The 19,757-nt window shown below is 61.8% G+C and carries 21 protein-coding genes; 15 read left to right on the forward strand and 6 right to left on the reverse strand.

Annotation, left to right across the window (positions count from 1 at the left end):
• The 3 genes from RFN28_RS23695 to RFN28_RS23705 form a co-directional block, all read left to right on the forward strand.
• Positions 1-2,656 (forward strand): DUF5801 repeats-in-toxin domain-containing protein (locus RFN28_RS23695; RefSeq protein WP_320289640.1); only part of this gene is annotated, 2,656 nt, incomplete at its 5' end.
• A gap of 72 nt (positions 2,657-2,728) precedes the next feature.
• Positions 2,729-3,097, forward strand: coding sequence for a hypothetical protein (locus tag RFN28_RS23700; RefSeq protein WP_320289641.1), 369 nt, complete (start codon positions 2,729-2,731; stop codon positions 3,095-3,097).
• A gap of 32 nt (positions 3,098-3,129) precedes the next feature.
• A complete protein-coding gene (locus RFN28_RS23705; RefSeq protein WP_320289642.1) occupies positions 3,130-4,455 on the forward strand; it encodes an ABC transporter substrate-binding protein in 1,326 nt (441 codons plus the stop codon).
• Between the two features lie 8 nt (positions 4,456-4,463).
• Here RFN28_RS23705 and RFN28_RS23710 read toward each other — a convergent pair whose 3' ends face one another.
• The 5 genes from RFN28_RS23710 to RFN28_RS23730 all read right to left on the reverse strand — a co-directional run bounded on the left by RFN28_RS23710 (position 4,464) and on the right by RFN28_RS23730 (position 8,929).
• Positions 4,464-5,009, reverse strand: a complete 546-nt coding sequence (locus tag RFN28_RS23710) for a prepilin peptidase (RefSeq protein WP_320289643.1) — start codon at positions 5,007-5,009, stop codon at positions 4,464-4,466.
• On the reverse strand, positions 5,006-5,557 hold the full coding sequence (locus RFN28_RS23715) for a tetratricopeptide repeat protein (RefSeq protein WP_040972606.1): 552 nt from the start codon (positions 5,555-5,557) through the stop codon (positions 5,006-5,008). Before RFN28_RS23715 ends, RFN28_RS23710 begins: the two co-directional genes overlap by 4 nt.
• A gap of 52 nt (positions 5,558-5,609) precedes the next feature.
• The gene (locus tag RFN28_RS23720) at positions 5,610-6,509 is read right to left on the reverse strand and encodes a type II secretion system F family protein (protein WP_320289709.1); all 900 of its coding nucleotides are present in this window, start codon (positions 6,507-6,509) and stop codon (positions 5,610-5,612) included.
• Between the two features lie 69 nt (positions 6,510-6,578).
• Positions 6,579-7,550, reverse strand: a complete 972-nt coding sequence (locus tag RFN28_RS23725) for a type II secretion system F family protein (RefSeq protein ID WP_320289644.1) — start codon at positions 7,548-7,550, stop codon at positions 6,579-6,581.
• Positions 7,550-8,929, reverse strand: a complete 1,380-nt coding sequence (locus RFN28_RS23730; RefSeq protein WP_320289645.1) for a TadA family conjugal transfer-associated ATPase — start codon at positions 8,927-8,929, stop codon at positions 7,550-7,552. The genes RFN28_RS23725 and RFN28_RS23730 overlap by 1 nt, the downstream gene beginning before the upstream one ends.
• Positions 8,930-9,425: 496 nt before the next feature.
• Here RFN28_RS23730 and RFN28_RS23735 point away from each other — a divergent pair, with 496 nt between their 5' ends.
• From RFN28_RS23735 to RFN28_RS23785, 11 genes are all read left to right on the forward strand, one after another.
• Positions 9,426-9,665, forward strand: coding sequence for a Flp family type IVb pilin (locus RFN28_RS23735; RefSeq protein WP_320289646.1), 240 nt, complete (start codon positions 9,426-9,428; stop codon positions 9,663-9,665).
• A 63-nt stretch (positions 9,666-9,728) separates the two neighbouring features.
• Positions 9,729-9,968, forward strand: coding sequence for a Flp family type IVb pilin (locus RFN28_RS23740; protein WP_320289647.1), 240 nt, complete (start codon positions 9,729-9,731; stop codon positions 9,966-9,968).
• Positions 9,969-10,067: 99 nt separating this feature from the next.
• Positions 10,068-11,129 (forward strand): Flp pilus assembly protein CpaB, encoded by a 1,062-nt coding sequence (gene cpaB, locus RFN28_RS23745; RefSeq protein WP_320289648.1) that lies wholly within the window; start codon positions 10,068-10,070, stop codon positions 11,127-11,129.
• A gap of 110 nt (positions 11,130-11,239) precedes the next feature.
• Complete coding sequence (locus tag RFN28_RS23750) at positions 11,240-12,628, forward strand: type II and III secretion system protein family protein (protein ID WP_320289710.1); 1,389 nt, start codon at positions 11,240-11,242, stop codon at positions 12,626-12,628.
• A gap of 73 nt (positions 12,629-12,701) precedes the next feature.
• The gene (locus RFN28_RS23755) at positions 12,702-12,911 is read left to right on the forward strand and encodes a hypothetical protein (RefSeq protein ID WP_320289649.1); all 210 of its coding nucleotides are present in this window, start codon (positions 12,702-12,704) and stop codon (positions 12,909-12,911) included.
• A 68-nt stretch (positions 12,912-12,979) separates the two neighbouring features.
• Complete coding sequence (locus RFN28_RS23760; RefSeq protein ID WP_320289650.1) at positions 12,980-14,503, forward strand: TadE/TadG family type IV pilus assembly protein; 1,524 nt, start codon at positions 12,980-12,982, stop codon at positions 14,501-14,503.
• A 5-nt stretch (positions 14,504-14,508) separates the two neighbouring features.
• Positions 14,509-15,051 (forward strand): TadE/TadG family type IV pilus assembly protein, encoded by a 543-nt coding sequence (locus RFN28_RS23765; RefSeq protein ID WP_320289651.1) that lies wholly within the window; start codon positions 14,509-14,511, stop codon positions 15,049-15,051.
• Between the two features lies 1 nt (position 15,052).
• Positions 15,053-15,688: a TadE/TadG family type IV pilus assembly protein gene (locus RFN28_RS23770; protein WP_320289652.1), complete on the forward strand. Its 636-nt coding sequence runs from the start codon at positions 15,053-15,055 to the stop codon at positions 15,686-15,688.
• Complete coding sequence (locus RFN28_RS23775) at positions 15,685-16,848, forward strand: CpaE/TadZ family protein (protein ID WP_320289653.1); 1,164 nt, start codon at positions 15,685-15,687, stop codon at positions 16,846-16,848. Before RFN28_RS23770 ends, RFN28_RS23775 begins: the two co-directional genes overlap by 4 nt.
• Positions 16,849-16,903: 55 nt before the next feature.
• Positions 16,904-17,467, forward strand: coding sequence for a L,D-transpeptidase (locus RFN28_RS23780; protein WP_320289654.1), 564 nt, complete (start codon positions 16,904-16,906; stop codon positions 17,465-17,467).
• Positions 17,464-18,018, forward strand: a complete 555-nt coding sequence (locus RFN28_RS23785; protein WP_320289655.1) for a hypothetical protein — start codon at positions 17,464-17,466, stop codon at positions 18,016-18,018. Before RFN28_RS23780 ends, RFN28_RS23785 begins: the two co-directional genes overlap by 4 nt.
• Positions 18,019-18,165: 147 nt before the next feature.
• Here RFN28_RS23785 and RFN28_RS23790 read toward each other — a convergent pair whose 3' ends face one another.
• A complete protein-coding gene (locus RFN28_RS23790; RefSeq protein ID WP_320289656.1) occupies positions 18,166-18,702 on the reverse strand; it encodes a hypothetical protein in 537 nt (178 codons plus the stop codon).
• Between the two features lie 113 nt (positions 18,703-18,815).
• On the opposite strand from RFN28_RS23790, the gene RFN28_RS23795 reads away from it, so the two are divergent.
• Positions 18,816-19,523, forward strand: coding sequence for a thermonuclease family protein (locus RFN28_RS23795; protein ID WP_320289657.1), 708 nt, complete (start codon positions 18,816-18,818; stop codon positions 19,521-19,523).
• The last annotated feature ends 234 nt before the right edge of the window (positions 19,524-19,757 follow it).

Below are 19,757 nucleotides of genomic sequence, written 5' to 3' on the forward strand. Positions count from 1 at the left end.
CGCCAACCTGGTGACGCTGACGGCGACGATCACCGATGCCGACGGCGACAAGGCCTCGCAGTCGATCGACCTCGGCAAGCAGGTCTCCTTCCTCGATGACGGTCCGTCGATCTCGGTGAACCAGCAGTTCACGCAGCCGACGCTGTCGGTTGACGAGAGCTACCTGGCCAACGGCTCGACGCCGAACCCGGCCAATACGGTCTCGACCGGCAACTTCGCCGGCGCCTTCACCACGGTGCAGGGCGCGGACGGGGCAACCGTCGCCTATTCGCTGGCGATCAGCTCGCCGGGCGTCAACTCGGGCCTGATCGACTCGGCCACCGGCCAGCCGGTGGTGCTGGTGCTCAACGGCAACACGGTCGAGGGCCATGTCGGCAATGCCGGCGGCGCGATGGTGTTCACGCTTGCGGTCAACGGCGGCACCGGCCAGGTGACGCTGACGGAGCTGCGCGCGGTGCACGAGAACACCGCCGACAATCCGACCGACGGCTCGGAAGCCATCAGCCTCAACAGCATCGCCAACCTGGTGACGCTGACGGCGACGATCACCGATGCCGACGGCGACAAGGCCTCGCAGTCGATCGACCTCGGCAAGCAGGTCTCCTTCCTCGATGACGGTCCGTCGATTGCGCTGAGCGGAGCAACAGCCCCAACGCTGAACGTCGATGAAAGCTATTTGCCAAACGGCTCGACGCCGAATGCGGCGCTGACAGCAGCCACCGCCGCCTTCGCCGGCATGTTCACCGTGGTGCAGGGTGCCGATGGCGCCACCACCAGCTACGGGGTGAGCGTCTCTTCGCAGGGCGTGACCTCGAACCTGATCGACTCTGCCACCGGCCAGGCAGTGGTGCTGACCCAGAGCGGCGGCACGGTGTCCGGCTATGTCAGCGGCCACAGCGGCGATCCGGCCTTCCTGGTGTTCACGCTGGCGGTGAACACATCGACTGGCTCGGTCACGCTGACGGAGTTCCGCGCCGTGCACGAGAATACCGCCGACAATCCGACCGACAGCTCCGAAGGCATCAGCCTGACCTCGGGCCTGGTGACGTTGACGGCGACGGTGACGGACGCCGACGGCGACAAGGCCTCGCAGTCGATCGACCTCGGCTCCAAGGCCACCTTCCATGACGATGGCCCGTCGCTGGGCTCTTTCACTTCGGGCACGATCCCGAACGAGGTTGGGTCGGTCGCCGGCTTCTTCTCGCTGGTAGCGGGTGCGGACGGCATCGATCACTTCAACATCACAGGACCTGTAATCGCCGGCATCACCTATAACACTACAACCGATGCGGACGGGACGACCGTCCTCCACGCGATGTCGGGTGCGACGGAAGTGTTCGACCTCACCGTAAGGGCGGATGGAACTTACGAGTTCGACCTTATCAAGCCCGATGCCGGCACAACGGTTACCTATTCGCTGCAGAACCTTCCCGCCGGTGGACCGAACTGGCGCGAAACCAGTGACGGCCATATCGAGTTTTCAAGCCCCGATGGCATCAACTCCAACAACAACGGATTTGGCGTCGCAAACACCTTCGTCGGCGGCAATGAATCCTTCACGATGGAGTTCCACACGGCAGGGACGGGTATCGGTGTCGATAATCCGCCCAACACCAATGCGGAGCTGAACGACTCCGTGAGTTTGGTGGTCAACCAGCTGAATGGCGCGGGAGGAACCTACCACTGGGTTGCGACAAATACCCTCACCAACACCACCGTTTCCGGCGATATCGTTATTACGTCGACCGGTACATTCGTGATCGATCCGTCGATCAGCTTCAACCAACTGCAGATCAGCGCAGTCAACATCTCAGGGCAAGGCGCTCAGTTCTCGAATATTTCCCTGACGCACAACGTTCTGCCTCAGGATCAGAACCTGGCATTCACGGTGTCGGCGACCGATAAGGACGGTGACACCACCGCCACCCAGTCTCTCGCCGTTCATGTTGTGGCAGCAGACGGATCCGGGAACTACACCCTCACCGGTACGGCTGGTAACGACGTGATTGCCGGCAGCACGCATGGCGATACGATTTCGGGCGGAACCGGAACAGACATTGTCGACTACACGGGCAGCCTAGCCGCCATTTCGATCCATCTCGCCGACGACGGGCATGCATCCGGCGCACCGGTAAACTTCAGCAATCCGACCGCCGGCACGATCGGCGGCGGCGACGCCGCCGGCGACACCCTTACCGGCATCGAAGGGCTGATCGGCGGCTCCGGCAACGACTATTTGTTCGGCAATTCCGGCGACAACTATCTCGCGGGCGGCACCGGTAACGACACGCTCAACGGCGGCGGCGGCAACGACACTCTTGTCGGTGGTTTGGGCCAGGACACGCTGACCGGTGGCGCAGGGGCCGACACGTTCAAGCTCGATCACCTCGAATTGAACATCAAGGACCTCATCACCGACTACAACAGCGCGGAGGGCGACAAGATCGACCTGACTTCGCTATTCGAGGCAGCGCCTTCGGGCAATATCAACAACTACGTTCACTATGACAGCGGGACCGGTACGCTGAGTGTCGACACCAGTGGTTCGGGCAACAATTTCGTGGACGTGGCGCAACTAACGAACACACCTGCAGCCGGCACCATTACGATCCTTTACGATGACAACACTCACGCACAGCATACAACCACGATTTAGCACTTATGCGCGGTCGGGTACCCATGCTATGTATCGGCGAACCATGAATTGGTAATCTGGAGAGGGGCTTACATGAAACATTCCGCAAGACTGCTGGCTTCGGCCACGGCGTTGCTCTTGGCCGGGTCGACGGGCTTTGCCGCCGACATCATCGGCGAGCCGGCGGTGAATTATTGCCGCACCGTCGGCACGTCGGACCTTGTGCTGACCGACAATATGGTCGTGCTGAAGGACAAGGTGGTGAAGCTGATGGACGAGTCCATCGCCGTCGCCAACAGCCCGGAATGGATCAACTCGTCGCGTCCGGCCTTCGTCTGGGCCTCGGAAGCCAAGGTCGCCTGCGGCAAGGCCTATGGGTACCTCAAGACCAACTATAAGGACGAGGACTACCTCAACAAGTGCGAGTGCTTCCACGACCGCATGGTCGAATACATGCATTGAGCTGACGGGCGACGCTGCGCCGGCCGGCTGCAATGATGGCCAAGAGAGCCTGGGCGGGGGCATGCGTTTTCGCGCGCCCGGTGGCGGCTGACGCACCTGCCGCCGCTGCGCGGCGTTCGCGACGGCGCTGTGTGCTGGCGCTGGCGCTTGCGCTCGCGGCAGTCGTGTCCGGCTGCCAGTCGAAGAAGGGCCCGTCGGACGTGCTCGATCCCGCCTCGCTCGCCGCTCCCTCAGGCCAGCCCGGCAACCCCGCCACTACTCCCCCACAGCAGGCCGCCGCTCCCGCCACTGCCCCCGCCCAGCAGACCGCCGCCACAGCCACCGCCTTCAAGGCCAGCCAGACGCTAGGCTCAGGCCCAACCAGGATCACCATGCTATTGCCGCTCTCGGCCCCCGGAAGCGCGGGCGAGAACGGCAGGAAGATGTATGACGGCGCGCGGCTGGCGATGGCCGATCTCGGCGACAAGCTGTTGACGCTGACGATCGAAGACACGCGCGGCGACAGCGGCTACGCCAAGGACCTCGCAGTGAAGGCGATCACCTCGGGCGGGGCGAAGGTCGTCATCGGGCCGGCGGAGCTTGCGGCGGCGCAGCACTTGGCCAAGCTCTCCGGCTCGCGGCCGCCGGTGCTGGCGCTGGCCGACAATTTCGCCGGCGGCCCGGGCGTCTATTCGGTGCGGCTGAGCGAAGCCGACAGCGCGGCCGCGGGTGCGGCCGCCGTCGCCAGCAAGGGCGCCAAGAAGTTCGTGCTGCTGGCGCCGGCCGGCGCCAGCGCCAGCACCATCGAGGCCCGCGTCGCCAACGCGCTCAGCATCTATGGCGCGACGCTTGCCGTGACGCTGCCCTATTCGCCCGACAGCGCGGCGAAGGCGGTCTCCGACATGGGCTCGCTGGTGGAGGCGCCCAACGCGGTGATCGTCGCCAGCGGCGACGGCAGCCCGGCGCCGGTGCTCGCGGCGCTGAAGGCCAAGGGCATTCCGGGCAAGGCGGTGACGCTGATCGGCACCGACCGCTGGCTCGAGCGCCCGATGGATCCGCTCTATGAGGGCGCCTATATCGCGACGCTCGACCAGAGCGAGACCGGGCCGATCGCCGACCGCTTCAAGGCGACCTACAATTACCAGCCCGACGTGAACGTCGCCTATGCCTACGACATGGTGGCGCTGTCGGCCGGCATAGCGAGCTCGGCCGGCCCGGGCGGCTTCTCGAAGCAGGTGCTGGAAAACGCCAGCGGCTTCCGCGGCTCGACCGGCCTGTTCCGCTTCCGCGCCGACGGCTCAAGCCAGAGGTCGATGCCGTTCTTCAAGGTGGAGAAAGGTAAGCTTAAGCTGGTGGAGAAGCAGACGGCGGGGTTTTGAGGGGGCACTCAGTTGAGATGCTCTAAAATCCCGGAACTGGTTGCAACCTTCAGCGCGTAGTACATCTGCAGCGCTATCGCACAGATCGCAGCTGCCGAGATCGGTACGCCGAACGGCACGACGCCCTTGCGATCCAGATGCTGCACATAGTGGCGAAACATGCCTGCCGGCAGCAGGAAAGGATTCTTGACCACCGTTGCGGTGGCGATGGCGAAAACCAGCAACAGCACGGAAAACACGACCAGATCGCTTCCGCCAATCAGAAACGGCATAACACTCATCAGCTTGACGTCGCCGGCGCCAACCTTGCGCAAAAGCCAGAATGGAAAAAGCGCGACGAATAGAATAAGGCCGCCAATAGCGCTGATGCCCATCTCCAGCCACGAGTGGGTCTGCAGTGAATGGAACTGCAGCGCACCGAGCCCCAAACAGAGCAACAGCAGCACATCCCGGTTGGATATCCGTTGCGTGGAGAAGTCGATCCAGGCGATCCTCGCCAATAGCAGTATAGCCACCGCCTTGAACAAAAGCGTCGCGGCCAGCAGAAGGCTCATGACCGTTCTATGTTGCGCACGCTGGACGACAGCAGCTTCAGATTGTTGGCCACGGTCGGATCGTTGGGCGCGAGCTCATAGGCCTTGAGGAAGTTGGTGCGCGCTTCCTGCAGCTTGCCGCGCAGCAGATAGGAATAGCCGACATTGTTGTAATATTCGGGCGTCGCACCGAGCAGGCGATAGGCGCGCCCGTAGGCGAGGTCGGCGAGGTCGAAGCGGCGGATGCGATCGCAGGAGGCTGCAAGGCCCAGCCACGCAACGCCGTCATTCGGCGCCAGCCGCGTGGCCTTGTAGAACAGGGCGCCGGCATTGCCGTAGTTCTCGGAACGGAATTGGGTCTTGGCTTCGGTGACCGCCTGGTCCGAAGCATAATAGTCGACGTCGCTGACCGTCTTCAGCCCGTCGAAGGCATCGCCGAAGGCGGTGTAATCGCCTTTGGCAGGCTCGTTGGTGCGCACGACGCCGTTGGCGATGTCTTTCGTTTGGCAGCCCGCAAGGAAGATAAGCAGCAGGCTAGTCATGACTGCGAGGCGCTTTGGCCGTGTCATTGTGTGTCCCACGAATCCCCGAATCTGTTTTAGAGGCTAATCATGCGACGGGCTAGAAGAAAATGCCTCTCATGCGGATGATCACCGGCAACAAAACGATCATGAGCACCACCGGGAAGATGCAGATGCCCAGCGGAATCATCATCTTGACCGGCAGCGCATTAGCGCGCTCCTCAGCCTGGAGAATCCTCTGCGTGCGCATTTCATCGCTGTAGACGCGCAACGCTTCCGTCAGGCTGGTGCCAAGTTCTTCGGATTGGCGGAAGAGCACCGCCAATGCTCGTGCCTCTTCTAGACCGACACGATCCGAGAGTTCGCGCAAGGCTTCGCGAAGCGGCTTGCCGGCGCGCAACTGCAGATTCATGATCGCAAGCTGGATGCCCAGCCATTTGTGGGTGCCGGCCATTTCCTGGCTGACCCGCTCGACTGCCGCCTCAAGGCTCATGCCGGCATCGGCACAGGTGATCATCATGTCCATGAAGTCGGGAAAGCCGCGGCGGTAGGTCTGTTTCTGTGCGTTCTCGAAACGATCGAGCGCGATGCTCGGGATGACGAGACAAGCGAGCCCGAATAGGGCAGCGCCACCGAACGTTATGAAGCCTGGGATTTGCGGCGGGACAATAGCAGCAAGCCCGGCGTAGCACCCAAGAAAGCCAATGGCGACGGCAGCAAATCGCGACAAGGTGTAGAGCACTGGTGCGCTGGAGTGATAAAATCCCGCCCGAAAAAGCCTCGCTTCGAGCGCGTTTGGCTCGCCGCGTTCCTTCTCGAGGGCGCGGAAATAGGCGTCGACCGGTCGCTGCGCCGAAATCTTAACGAGTTGCTGCTGCGCCTCCAGCGAACGCCGATTGAGTCCTCCCTCCGACAGCAGGCTTTCACCGACGAGCTTGCGGGTTTGAAAGGCGGGTTGGAAGACGAGCGCGCCGAACAGGAACAGCGCCACCGCCGCCAGGAAAACCGTGAGCGAGATGAGAAACTCGGAACTCAGGATGTTCGAAAGTACGCTAATAACCCGCCCCCGTCAGAAGTCGAAGTTAATCATACGATACATGATGAAGTCACCAAGCAGCGCCCACACACCGAAGATCGTGAACACCGGAAAGATAAGCGGATTTCCCCAGACTGCTCCATAGTAGCTTGGGGCGGAGAGCCAAAGGATCGCGAACATGACGAGCGGGAAGAGCGAGATGAACCATGCCGAGAAACGGCCCTCGGCAGAGAGCGCCCTGATCTTCATTCGGAGCTTTTGCCGCTCGCGGAGCACGGCCGATAGATTTGCAAGAATTTCGGTGAGGTTGCCGCCGGTCTTGGACTGAATGGAAAGCGAAACCGAAAGCAAATGAAGGCCTTCGAAGCCCACCCGTTCGGACAGTTTCCGAGCAGCCTGCTCGATGCTGAGTCCGAAGGTGATTTCGTCGGAAACGATGCCGAATTCGGTGCCGAGCGGGTCTGGCATTTCGCGCGCTACGAGACCAACCGCTACTGAGACCGGATGACCGGCGCGCAGCGAACGCACGATCATGTCGAGTGCGTTGGGCAATTGCTTGGCGAATTTCATAATCCGCTTGTTGCGGGACCGGCGAAGGAGAAGGACCGGCAGGACGAAGCCCACGGTAATGAAAGCGATCAAGGCCGAGATCGCCGAAAAGCCCGCCAGCAGTTTGAGGAGCAGCGCCACAGCCAGTCCCGCCAAGATGAAGATGGCGGCAAATCTCAGCGGATTTCCGGTGATGCCCGACTGTGTATAAAGCCTGTTCAGTGCAACGGCGCCAAAGATATAGTCGCCAGACTCGGTCAGCCCTCGTTCGCGCAGCAGGCCCTGCAAGGTCTGCTCGGCGGGCGCGTCTTCAGCCAATCGCTTGAGCCGCCGGTTGATCGTGCCGGCTCGTGAGCGACCCTTGGCATAAGAAACATAAAGTGCTTCGGTCGCGAGAATGACTGATGCCGCTGCCAACACATAGATGAAATACTGCAAGGTCTGGCTGGTCAGCATCAGAGAGGAACCTGCGGGTTGAAGGCATCCTTGCCGAAGTGAAGGCCAAGGGTTGCTGCTTCCTGGGCAAAACGCGGACGGATACCGGTCGCGCGAAAATCGCCGACAATCTGGCCGTCCGCCGCTACGTCGCGGCGGACAAAGTGATAAAGCTCTTGCAATTGGACGACGTTGCCCTCCATGCCGGTTAGTTCCGATATGGAAACGACGCGCCGGCCACCGTCTGAAAGCCGCTGCGTCTGAACGATGATGTCGATGGCCGAAGCGATCTGCGCCCGGATTGATTCATGCGTCATCGGCATGCCGGCCATGCCGACCATTTGCTCAAGACGCGACAGCGCGTCACGCGGGCTGTTGGCATGGATGGTTGTCATCGAGCCTTCGTGGCCGGTGTTCATGGCCTGCAGCATGTCGAAGGCCTCCTCGCCGCGCACCTCGCCGACGATGATGCGATCGGGTCGCATGCGCAGCGCATTCTTCACCAGCTCGCGCTGGCGCACCTCGCCCTTGCCTTCGACATTGGGCGGGCGGGTCTCCAGCCGGCCGACATGCGGCTGCTGCAACTGCAGTTCTGCCGCGTCTTCGATGGTGATCAGACGCTCCTTGGCCGGAATGTAGCTCGACAGAGCATTCAGCAGCGTGGTCTTGCCGCTGCCGGTGCCGCCCGAAACCAGGATCGATTTGCGCGCCTGTACGGCGATCCGCAGCAAGTCGATCATGGGCGGTCGGATCGAATTGAAGGCGATCAGCCGTTCCAGCGAATAGGGATGCTTGGAGAATTTGCGGATCGACACCAGAGGGCCATCCACCGAAATCGGCCGCACGGCGATGTTGACGCGTGAGCCATCATCCAGGCGCGCATCGACCATCGGCGCGGATTCGTCGACCCGCCGGCCAATGTTGGAGACGATCTTGTTGACGACGCGCAGGAGATGCGCCTCGTCGCGGAAGCGGATCGAGGTTTCCTCAAGCACGCCGCGGCGCTCGATGAAGACATGGTTGTGGGTGTTGATCAGGATGTCGGCGATCGAGTCATCCTTGAGAAGCGGTTCGATAGGGCCGAGCCCCAGCATCTCGTCCGCCGTGTCGCTGGTCAGCTGATCGAGCTCACGCGCGTTGAGCGGAACATTCCGGCCGCGCACGAACTCGCGCACGATCGGCCGTATCTCGTTCAGGATTTCGTCCTTGGATGCGTTCTCAAGGGCAGTCAGATTGAACCTGTCTATCAGGTGCCGATGCAGTTCGACCTTGAGCGTCAGGAAATCGTCATTCTGTTCGGCTTGCGCCGCGGGAGCGCTTGCCCCTCCATTCATCGCCGCGGCCGGCGCCGGCTGCAGCGCTTTTTGTTCGTTCTGGCCTTTGATGAAGCGACCCAACATGCCGCTGAACCCCCTGCGATCTGCCCCGGGTCGAAACTAAGCGTTAACCACGAGGGGCACAAGCGGCCTGTAAGCTACAAGACGTATATTACTTGCAACATAGTTAAAATTGAACTTCCGATAAATCGTTTTACTTTCACCTTGACCCACAATCTCAGACTAAAGTCTTAGGACCTTTGTCCCAGCGCGAGCGGTCAATCCTATAAATCCTTTAATATAAAGGGATATGTTGCATCCCTAATATGGGCAAACCCCGGATCGAAGTGGGCAGAATTGTGAATGAATGGTTAAGATGGCTTGAAAAGCGAGGCGAATCAAGCTGTTGTCGAAAATGAAATTGTCGCGTCTCAGGTATTGAAAGGTTAAGAGACTGTTAATCCGTTTGACTCTGCTTTTTCGCGGGACCTAGGATTGAATTCGACGGGGGATGCTTGGGTATGGGGTTCATCCTTGGCACCGTCTCGTCGGGTTCAAACCTCCAAAGGGAGAAATTGGCATGAAGAAGCTCATGACGATGGCCCGGCAGTTCCGCGACGAAGAAAACGGCGCTGCCATGGTCGAATATTCCATCCTGGTCGGCATCATCGCTGGTGCGGCGATCCTCGCGATCGTCGCCATCGGCCTCTGGGTCAGCGGACGCTTTGGCGGCCTTTGCGACATCCTCAACGGCAAGGGCTCTACCGGCACCCCCGGTACTTTCGGCACCTGCATCAAGGGCACTGGCGTCGGTACCTGATGGTTATTCTTCAGGCCCGGGCCTTGAGGCCCGGGCCTGAGACTGACCAAGCGGAGAATTCAAATGGGAAGGTTTATCAGCACGGCCAAGCAGTTCCGCGATGACCAAAACGGCGCTGCCATGGTCGAATATTCCATCCTGGTCGGCATCATCGCCGGCGCGGCGATCCTGGCGATCGTCGCCATTGGCCTCTGGGTCAGCGGACGCTTTGGCGGCCTGTGCGACATTCTTGATGGCAAGGGCTCTACCGGCACCCCCGGTACTTTCGGCACCTGCGTCAAGGGCACTGGCGTCGGTACCTGAGGGATACTCCATCAGGCCCGGGTCTTAGGCCCGAGCCTGATACAAGGCCGCGATGGGCTGACCGCGGCCGATTATAATAGGCTTTTTGGGGTTGGGCTCATGCGCGCCAATACTGTCATCATGATCATCCTCGCCTGTGTGTTCGGCGTTTTGGCTGTTGTCCTCGCCAACATCTGGCTCGCCAACCAGCGAAACGCGCTGGCCTCGACAGATAATGTCAAACGCGACACGGTGGTGGTGGCAGCAGTGCCGCTGAAGTTCGGCGATACGCTGACTGCCGACAAGCTTCAGGAAATCGCCTGGCCTGCGGGTGCCGTCCCGGCGGGCGCCTTCAAGACGACGAAGGACCTGCTGGCCGGCCAAGGGACCAAGCAAGCCCTGCAAACGATCGGGGTCAATGAGCCTGTTCTGGCCGGCAAGATTACCGGCCCGGGCCAGCGCGCAACACTTTCGGCGGTGCTCGGCGAAGGTATGAAGGCCGTTTCCATCAGGGTCAATGACGTGCTGGGCGTCGCCGGCTTTGTCTTTCCGGGCGACCGGGTCGATATCCTGCTGACCCGCACGACTCAGGATGGCGGGGGCGCGCCAAAGAGTTTCGTCGACGTACTGCTGCAGAGCGTCAAGGTTCTCGCCGTCGACCAGGTTGCCGACGAGAGCAAGGACAGCCCGTTAGTCGTCAAGGCTGTGACCGTTGAGGTTAATACAAAGGATGCCCAGAAGCTGACATTGGCAGCCGGAGCGGGCCAATTGTCCTTGGCACTTCGGCAAGCCGCTGCCGGCAAGGGCGAAGAAACCGAGCGTGTCACGCTTTCCGACCTGACCGGAGAAACGCCCGAGGATGTCGCCAAGAGGCAGGCGGAACTCGATAGGCAGAAGGCCGCCGAGGCCGCAGCCGCTGCGGATCGCAAGCGCGCAGAGGACGCGCGCAAGCAGTCGGACGAAAAGATCGCCGGCCTGGCCCAGGCCGTGGAACGGGTGGGCAGCCAGATCGACCAGTTGAGCAAAGTGAAGCCTGCACCTACTGTGGCGCCCGCACCACAACCGCAAGAAGTTGTAAAGGAAGTGGTCAAATATGTGCAGCCGGAGCCGCCAGCCCGAGCTACTATCGGCGTGTTTCGCGGCGTGAAGCTCGAAACATACGACGTGCCGAGACAGAGATAGCGAAAGGCGCATTCGGATAAGGGGAATCCGGGTGGGTCCGGAAGGGGACGATCTAGATGCGATTTTTTCGGGGATCACTGGCCGCCACCGCTCTGGCGTTGTCCTGTCTTGTGTTGCCGTTGAGCTCCGCGGTTCATGCCGCCGATCGCTTCATCGACGTGTCGAGTCCGTCGCTGCACCGCGTGTTCGTGCCCGTGTCGCAATCGGCAACGATCCAGGTGAACGCCACCTTGGGCGATATTGTCGTCGGCGACGAGAGAATCGCCGACGCGCAGCCGATGACCGACAAGACGCTCTATGTCATCGGCAAGAGTGTCGGCACCACCACCGTCAATTTGTTTTCCGAGGACAAGCGCTCGCTGGGCGCCATCCAGGTCGAGGTCGGCCAGGATGTCAGCGACATGGCGGCAGCAATCCGCCAGGTGGCGCCCAAGGCTCGCATCGAGATCGGTTCGATCAACGGCAAGGTTCGGCTGAGCGGTCACGTCAAGGATGCAGCGACGCTGGCGCAGATCGTTGAGGTGACGCAGCAATATGGTCCGGACGCGATCATCAACGCGGTCACAATTGATGACAGCGAGCAGGTCAATCTTTCGGTGCGCATCCTTGAGGCCAAGCGCAATGCCGACCGCGATCTCGGCGTCTCGTTCAGGGGCCACAATGGCAGCGGCACCACGCGCTTTGGTACCGGCAGCGCTGCTGTCAATAAAGACAATGTTGTGGCTGGCACTGGCGATATTGTGACCGGACTTCTGTCCAACAGCAATCCGTTCGGGGCATTGATCACCCAGATCATCGCCAGCAACGTCAAGGTCGATCTGATTATCGAGGCGCTGGAGTCGAAAGGGCTCGTCCGTACGCTGGCCGAACCCAACCTCACCACGGCTTCCGGCGAGACCGCCAGCTTCAACGCCGGCGGTGAAGTGCCAATCCGCAGCGTCCTCAATGACGCGGTCAGGATCGAATACAAGCAGTTCGGCGTCAATCTCAACTTCACACCTGTAGTGCTGGACGACGGCAAGATTCATATCAAGCTGGCGCCGGAAGTGAGCGATCTTACCGGTTTCACTCCAGCCGGCGACCCGATCTTCACCAACCGCAAGCTGGCAACCACGGTAGACCTGCGTGACGGCCAGAGCTTTGCCGTGGGCGGTCTGCTCTCCAGCAAGAACACCAGGCTGCAGGAGCAGGTGCCGTGGCTCGGCCAGGTGCCGATCATCGGCGCGCTGTTCCACAATTCGAGCACGCAGAAGGAAGAGACCGAGCTCGTCGTCATCGTAACGCCGCATCTGGTGCGGCCGGTGAAGCCCGGCGAACAACTGGCGACGCCCTTCGACAAGACGAGGCCGGCCAACGACCCGGAACTCATGCTGCTCGGCCAGCTCGAAGTCAGCAAGGACATGATCCGGAAATATGAGCTCGGCGAAGGCGTCACCGGCCCCTACGGCCACATGCTGGATGTGAAATCGAAGGACAAGCTGCTCTATGTCAAGAAATAAGCTCCTGTTCGTCCTTCTGTGCTCCAGCCTGCTCGCAGGCTGTGCCGCGGACTATTTGAACAATTACGATACGATGACGCTTGCATCGGGCGACTCGCAGAAGGCCAACCAGCTGCTGCAGACGGTTGATCCGTTCAATCCGGCTTCGAATAACACGAAGATCGAAGGCGACGGCGCGCGTTCAGTCGGCGTCGTGCAGAAATACAAACTTCCGCCAAGCACGGCCGCTTCGACAACAAACATGACAGTCAACGTCGGTCCGGCGGGCACGACCACGCAGTAAACTGAGCGAAAGGAAGCAGTGTATCGGGCACGCGAGGAGCCCGGCACGAAAGGGTAGAGAGTAGGGCCATGTTGCGAACTATTCGCGCGTTCTGGCACGACCAAAGGGGGCTAGCGCTGATCCTCGTCAGCGTAATGTTGCCGGCCATCATCGGATTGTCCCTGCTGGCAATCGACATGAGCCGGATGAACAATCTGCACAATGACCTGCAAAAGGGAACAGATGCTCTGGCCCTGGCGGCCGCAGCCGAACTGAACGGCAGGTCTGACGCATGGACCCGCGCCGAGAATGCCCTGACCAACCTCGTGTCCAACAATACCCAGTTCTCTGATGGCGGGCCCGTGTCGCTGACCACCGGCAGCGGAACCGCGACGGTGGACCCGACCTATCCCGCATGCCGGTCCAAAGGACAGGTGTCGTGGTGCTTCCTTTCCAGTCTGCCCGCGAACGATTCCGATCCGATCACGTCGTCCAACTACGCGGCGTCGGCGACTGTAACTCGGTTCATTCAGGTGAAAGCGCAGCCTGAGACGTTCAGCGCAATGTTCCCGATTTCGGTTTCTTCCTCCGGCAGTGCGGCCGACACCAACTACAATATCAGCGCGATCTCGGTAGCGGGCTTCACATCCGGCGTCTGCGACTACACACCCGTCTTCATATGCAACCCGTATGAGATAGTGAATGGCACCAATACGGCGGGTGGGGCGACGCTCGAACAGGCCGTGACGGATCCGGCCATCCATCGCCGGCTCATCGAATTGCGCATGGTGGGAAACAATTCCGCCTACGGCCCGGGCAATTTCGGTTTCCTGCAACCGCCCGACAGCGTCGGCAACGGCGCACAGGCTCTGGCCCAGACGATCGCTACGTCTAAACCTCTGGGCTGCTATTCAGCGCAGGGCGTAAGTACCAAGACTGGCCAGAATACAGGGCCTGTTCAGGACGCTTTCAACGTACGGTTCGGCATCAGAGCGAGCGGCAATGCCTTCAACAGTCCAGAATATGGGCCGGCCGCCAACGTTCGGAAGGGCGCATCGACGGGCGGTAACGGCAACCAGTGTCCCGCGTACAATCAGCTGACCTTCAACGCCACGGGCAACATGGGCCTGCCGAGGGACGCGACCACGCCTTATATGGGCGGACGCATGGGAGACGGAGATTGGAACCTTTCCGGTTACTGGAGCACCAATTTCGGCTCAACCAGCTATCCCTCTTCCTGGGCCACGACCAAACCGACTCGATATCAAGTCTACCAATACGAGATTGCCAACAATCTGATTGGCCACGCCTCGACCGGTGGCGAAGTGGGAACACCACCTAGCGCCTGCCAGCCCCCGGTTACCACTGTCGATCGTCGTCTACTCTATGGCGCGATACTGAACTGCAATGCGCTTGAGGCTGCCGGCTATGATCTAAACGGCAATAGTACCAATCTCCCTGTCGAAGCCTTCGCAAGCTTCTTCCTCACCGAGCCCGTGGCCTCTGCCTCCGGAGATGCCTCCGTGATGGTCGAGCTCGTCGACATCACCGGGCGCGGCGGCCAAAGCACTCTGGACAGCTTTCTGCGCGACGAAGCGCAGCTCTATCGGTGACGGCGATGGTTCGGCTGATTGCTCGTCATCTCCGGAGATTCCGTCGCGACCAGCGCGGCACCGTGCTGATCGAAATGGCGATCGTCGGCCCGCTGATGCTGTTCCTCTCCGCGGGCGTGTTCGAGTTCGGCAACCTCATCCATGACAAGCTGTTGATGGAAGCCGGCCTGTCTGACGGAGCGCGTTTCGCGGCGCGATGCAACAGCCAGATCTACACTAATGCGGGGCTTGCCGCGATCGACTGCGTCGATCTCGCAAAGAACATTACCGTGTTCGGCAACGTGGCGGGAACAGCACCTGCTCGTCTCGTTGGCTGGCAGAAGTCCAATGTTACCATCAGCATCGCCGATCCTACCACCTGCAAAAACGCGGTCGATCCCGCGACCGGCACTGTCCTCTATCTCTCGACAACGTCGCAGGTCTGCATCGTAACGGCCTCCGGCAGCTACGCCTATAGCAGCCTAGACAGCGTCGGATTGCTTTCACTGTTCGACATCACTGCCGTCACGCTTGGGGCCAGCCATCAGGAGCGGTTGTTCCGATTTTAGTATGCTGAAGCTGTTCATACGATCGGAAGATGGAGCAACGATGGTCGAGTTGGCCATCGCTTTGACGCTGCTGCTGGTCCTGACCCTCGGCTTCGTCGATTTCGGTTTTGCATTTTACCAGTGGAATGCCGCGACAAAGGCGGTCCAGGTCGGCGCGAGACTGGCCTCGATTTCCGATCCTGTTGCTTCGGCGCTGGCGACAGCCGCGCCGACTTCAAATCCAGGAGCCCCGGTCGCTGCCGGCGCCTACGGCCCTTTTGTGTGCACCTATAGCGCGGGCGCCGGCTCATGCACCAACGGCGGTACTTTCAGCGCCGCTGCGTTCAGCCGTATCTTCCGCGGCGATACCGCAAATACAAATGACGATACCTGTCCTAGCCCGGCGAATGGCCAACGGCCGGGCATGTGTCAATTTTTCCCTGGCTTGCAACGCGCCAACGTCGTGGTGACGTATACGGCTACAGGCCTCGGCTATCAGACCCGTTTGGGTGGCCCGGTGCCGACTATCACCGTCAGCCTGCAGAACATCAACTTCCAGTTCTTCTTCCTGGGCGGTCTGCTCGGGTTCTCCAACCTCACTGTCCCCTCCATGCTCAGTACCGTAACGGGTGAAGATTTAAAGAGTACGTCGCCATGAACGCCATCGACACCAGAGTGCTGCCGACCAAACGCAAGCAGGTTGCGCTGTTTTCCTCCGATGCGAACTTCACGCGCGACGTGACGACGCGGCTCGATGCTTTGGCGATCTACGATGTCAAGGTCTCCGAGGCGGTCGAGTTCCTGAAGGGGCCGCCGGCGGATGCGCGGCCCGGCATCATCATCCTCGATCTCGGCAGCGGCGAGCTGCTCGGCAATGCAGGCATCGTCGAGGCGCGTTCGGCCTGGGCTTCGGTGCCGCTGATCGCGGTCTCCGGCGAATTGACCTCCGAGCAGACGCGGGTGCTGGTGCGCATGAACGCTTCCGACTGGCTGCACAAGCCGCTCGACGCCAAGGAGCTGCTCAACGCAGTCACCTTCCACGACACCGGCAACAAAGGCACGAAGAGCCGCATCATCACCTTCATTGCAGCCAGCGGCGGCGCCGGCGCCACCACGCTGGCGATCTCGGCGGCGGAGCATCTCGCCTCGAAGTCGGCCGAGCGGGCGGCCTCGACCTGCCTCGTCGACCTCGATTTCCAGAGCGCCAATTGCGGCGCCTACCTCAACCAGTTCAACCAGTTCGACCTCGCCGGCATCATCGGCCAGCCCGACCGGCTCGATGTCGAGCTGATGGACGTGATCAAGCTGTCGCGGCCGTCCGGCCTCACGCTCTATTCCTTCGAGCGGCCGCAATTGCCGTTCGAGCCGCAGGGCGCGGATTTCGTCTTCCGGCTGCTCGATCTCGTCGCCTACCGCTTCGACGACATCGTCATCGACCTGCCGAACATCGAGACGCCGTGGCACGACTCGGTGCTTAGGACGAGCGACGAGATCTTCATCGTCTTCGAGCTCAACGTCGCCTCGCTCAGGCAAGGCAAGCGGCTCTACAAGAAGATCCGCGAGCTGCGCGGCAACGGCGTCTCGATCACCCTGGTGGCCAACAAGCACAAGCGCAAATGGTTCGGCAACCACTTCTCGCGCAGCGAATTGGAGAAGATCTTCAAGGCGCCGCACATCAAGTCGCTGGCGCTGGACAACGCGCTTCTCACCGACGCGCTGAACCGCGCCATCCTGCCTTCCGAGGTCGACGCACGCGCCCGCTTCAACAAGGACCTGAAGCGCATGTTCAAGGAGCGGCTGGACAATGCCCAGCGCTAGAGCAATTCCAGGAAAAGTGCGCAGCGGTTTTCCGTCCGGAATTGCGGCAAAGCAAATGCGGCCGATCGCGATGCGTCTTGCAGGCGCTTGCCTCGCCGGCATGACGCTCTTGTCGGCCTGCGGTCTCGCCGCAGCCGGATCGGGGCTGCCGCCGCTTCCCGCCATGGGCCCCAGCCTGCGCAAGGCGGTCGCCTTCCAGAGCGGCGAGCAGCCCGGCACAATTATCATCCGCAAGGGCGAGAAGGCGCTCTATCTGGTGACGGGCCCGGGCCAGGCGCTGCGCTACCAGATCAGCGTCGGCCGCGACGGCTTCGGCTGGACCGGCACGGTCAAGGTCGCATCCAAGACCGAATGGCCGGAGTGGCGCCCGCCGAAGGAAATGCGCTCGCGCCAGCCGGAACTGCCGGCGATGGTGCCGGCCGGCCCCTACAATCCGCTCGGCGCGAGAGCGCTCTATCTCTCGCGCGACGGGCGCGATACGCTCTATCGCATCCATGGCACCAACGATCCCAAGGGCGTCGGCTTCGACGGCACGTCCGGATGCTTCCGACTGACGAATACCGATGTGATCGATCTCTTCAAGCGCGTCGCGGTGGGCGCAAAGGTGGTGGTTGAATGACGATGATCAGCGTACCGGACGTTCCGGCAATCGAGCTTGGCGAACAGGAAAAGGCACCCGGCAAGGCGAGCTGGGGGTGGACCATTGGTGTGGCGGCGGTCGGCGCCGGCCTTGTCACGTTTGTGAACGTCACGGCCGCCATCTACCTCTATCGCGGCGTCAACGATCTCAAGGCAATGGAGGCGCGGCTGGATCAGCTCGGCCAGTTCGAGCAGCGGATCGGCGCCCGCATCGACACGGTCAACAACGGCTTCCAAAGCCGGTTCGAGACGCTGGACCGGCAGTTGCAGACGAACTTCGGCCAGATCAACGGCAGCACCGCCCGGCTGGAGCAGGGCGCGCCTGCTGCGGCGGAGGCCGAGATGCCCAGAGCGCCCGAGCCGCCGGCGCTTGCCGCCACCGCGCTGGCGGAGGCCTCCGCAGCTGAAGGTGCCGGCGAGCCGGACGCGCCGCGGATGTTCAAGAGGAAGGTCGCGCCGCCCGGGCCCAACCCGTCCTACCAGCGCATCGAGCAGTCCGACGGCAAGGTCTATTACAAGAAGATCAACTGACGCCCGGTTGGCCGAGCGGCCGTCTCGATCCGGCGCGACTGAGTTTTAAAGCATGTCTCCCGAAAGTGGGAACCGGTTTCGGGATAAAGACATGCAAAATCAAAAACCTAAAGCGCATGGCGCGAATCTGAAAGATCGCGACGCGCTTTAGAGGTCGCGCTGCAGCGCCAGCATGCGCACGGCGCGGGCTTCGGCGCGAAGCCTCGCCTCGCGCAGGAAGGCGATATGGCAATAGGCGCAGGCCGCGAGGCCGAGGCACAGCACCAGGCTGTTCTTCCAGCTGAAGTCGATCATCAGCGAAAACTGCAGGCCGCGCGGCGCGGTGAAGGAAGCGATCGTGCTCGCCGTTTCCGAATGGCTGCCGACCGCGATCATCAGCCCGGCGAAAAGCAGGGCGGCGTGATTGACCAGGAAGAAGCCGGCGGACCTCTTCGCATGGCAAGCCATCCAGCAGGCGGCCGAGGCGGCGACGACAACGGCGGCGTCGAGCGCCATCGAGCCGCCGAGATAGAAATGCACCTGCTGCCAGAACATCGTCGAGAAGGGGCGTAGCTCGAGCCAGACGCGCCACATGGCAGGGCTCGCCGGATAGGATCCGAGCAGGAATGTCGCCGTCCGCTCCGCCGCCAGCAGCAAGAGCATGAGGGCTGGGAAGGCAAAGAGCAGTATCGGCTTGCGCGTCATGTCATCCCCCGACATCCGATGCTCGAGTGTAGGCGGCATTGGTTGCGCGAGACTTAACGCAACGCCTTGCTTTTCAAGCAATGTCGCCGGTGCCTAATGTATGATTCGGCGAAATGATGGGGCGCGCGTTGGGCGAGGTGAAATCGACCGGCCGGCTTGCCACGACGCTCGGCGGCCTCGGGCTGGTCGCCGGCGCGCTGCTGATTGCCGCGTCCAGCCGCTGGCTGCCCTCGTACCCGCCGGCCCAGGAGGCCGCGGAAGCACGGCCCGCCCCTCGCCTTCCTGTCCATGATATGCGGCCAGGCCAGCCGGCGCGCAGGATCGCCGAGGATCTCATCGCGCCGCCGCCGCTCGATCCCTCGGGGATCGAGCGCATCGAGCCCCGTCCGCCGCTCGGCGAGCTTGGCCTAGCCGCACCGCCGGAGACGTCGATGCCGCAAGACTGGCATGAGACGCTGCTTTATCGTCCGGTCGCCATCTCGTCGGCGATCGTCGAAGCCATGGGCCGCAAGGTCGCCATCAGCGGGACCGTCGACATCGATCCCGCCAGGACCTGCTCGTTCGACGATGCCGTCTGGCCCTGCGGCCAGCGCGCCCGCGCCGCCTTCAACGCCTGGCTGCGCGGCCGGGCGCTGAAATGCGTCCTTCCGCCCGATGGCGACCGCTTCGCCATCGCCGCGCCCTGCATGCTCGGCAAGCAGGATGTCGGCGCCTGGCTTGTCGCCAACGGCTGGGCAATGGCGTCACCCTCAGGTATCTACGGCAAGGCCGAAGCTGTCGCCAGGGATGCCAGGATGGGCATCTTCGGTCCGCCGCAATAGGGCGATTCCACGAAGAGGGTTTCCGTCTGGAATTGCGCGATAACAGAATGGTTAGAGCGGCTCAGCGATTCTACCAACGCTGAACCGCTCCCGGCGGCCCGGCGGATCATCCGAAGCGAGGTCGCGGCCGTGGGGCGAGCGGCGGATCCAGCGCTTCCCAGGGAGAAAGATGCCCGACTTCCATCAAATTGTAAGCTTCCCTGAAACCGAAATCGTAACGGACCTGCTTTAAGC

This window comes from Mesorhizobium album, assembly GCF_033977205.1.
GTDB classification, from domain to species: domain Bacteria; phylum Pseudomonadota; class Alphaproteobacteria; order Rhizobiales; family Rhizobiaceae; genus Mesorhizobium; species Mesorhizobium album.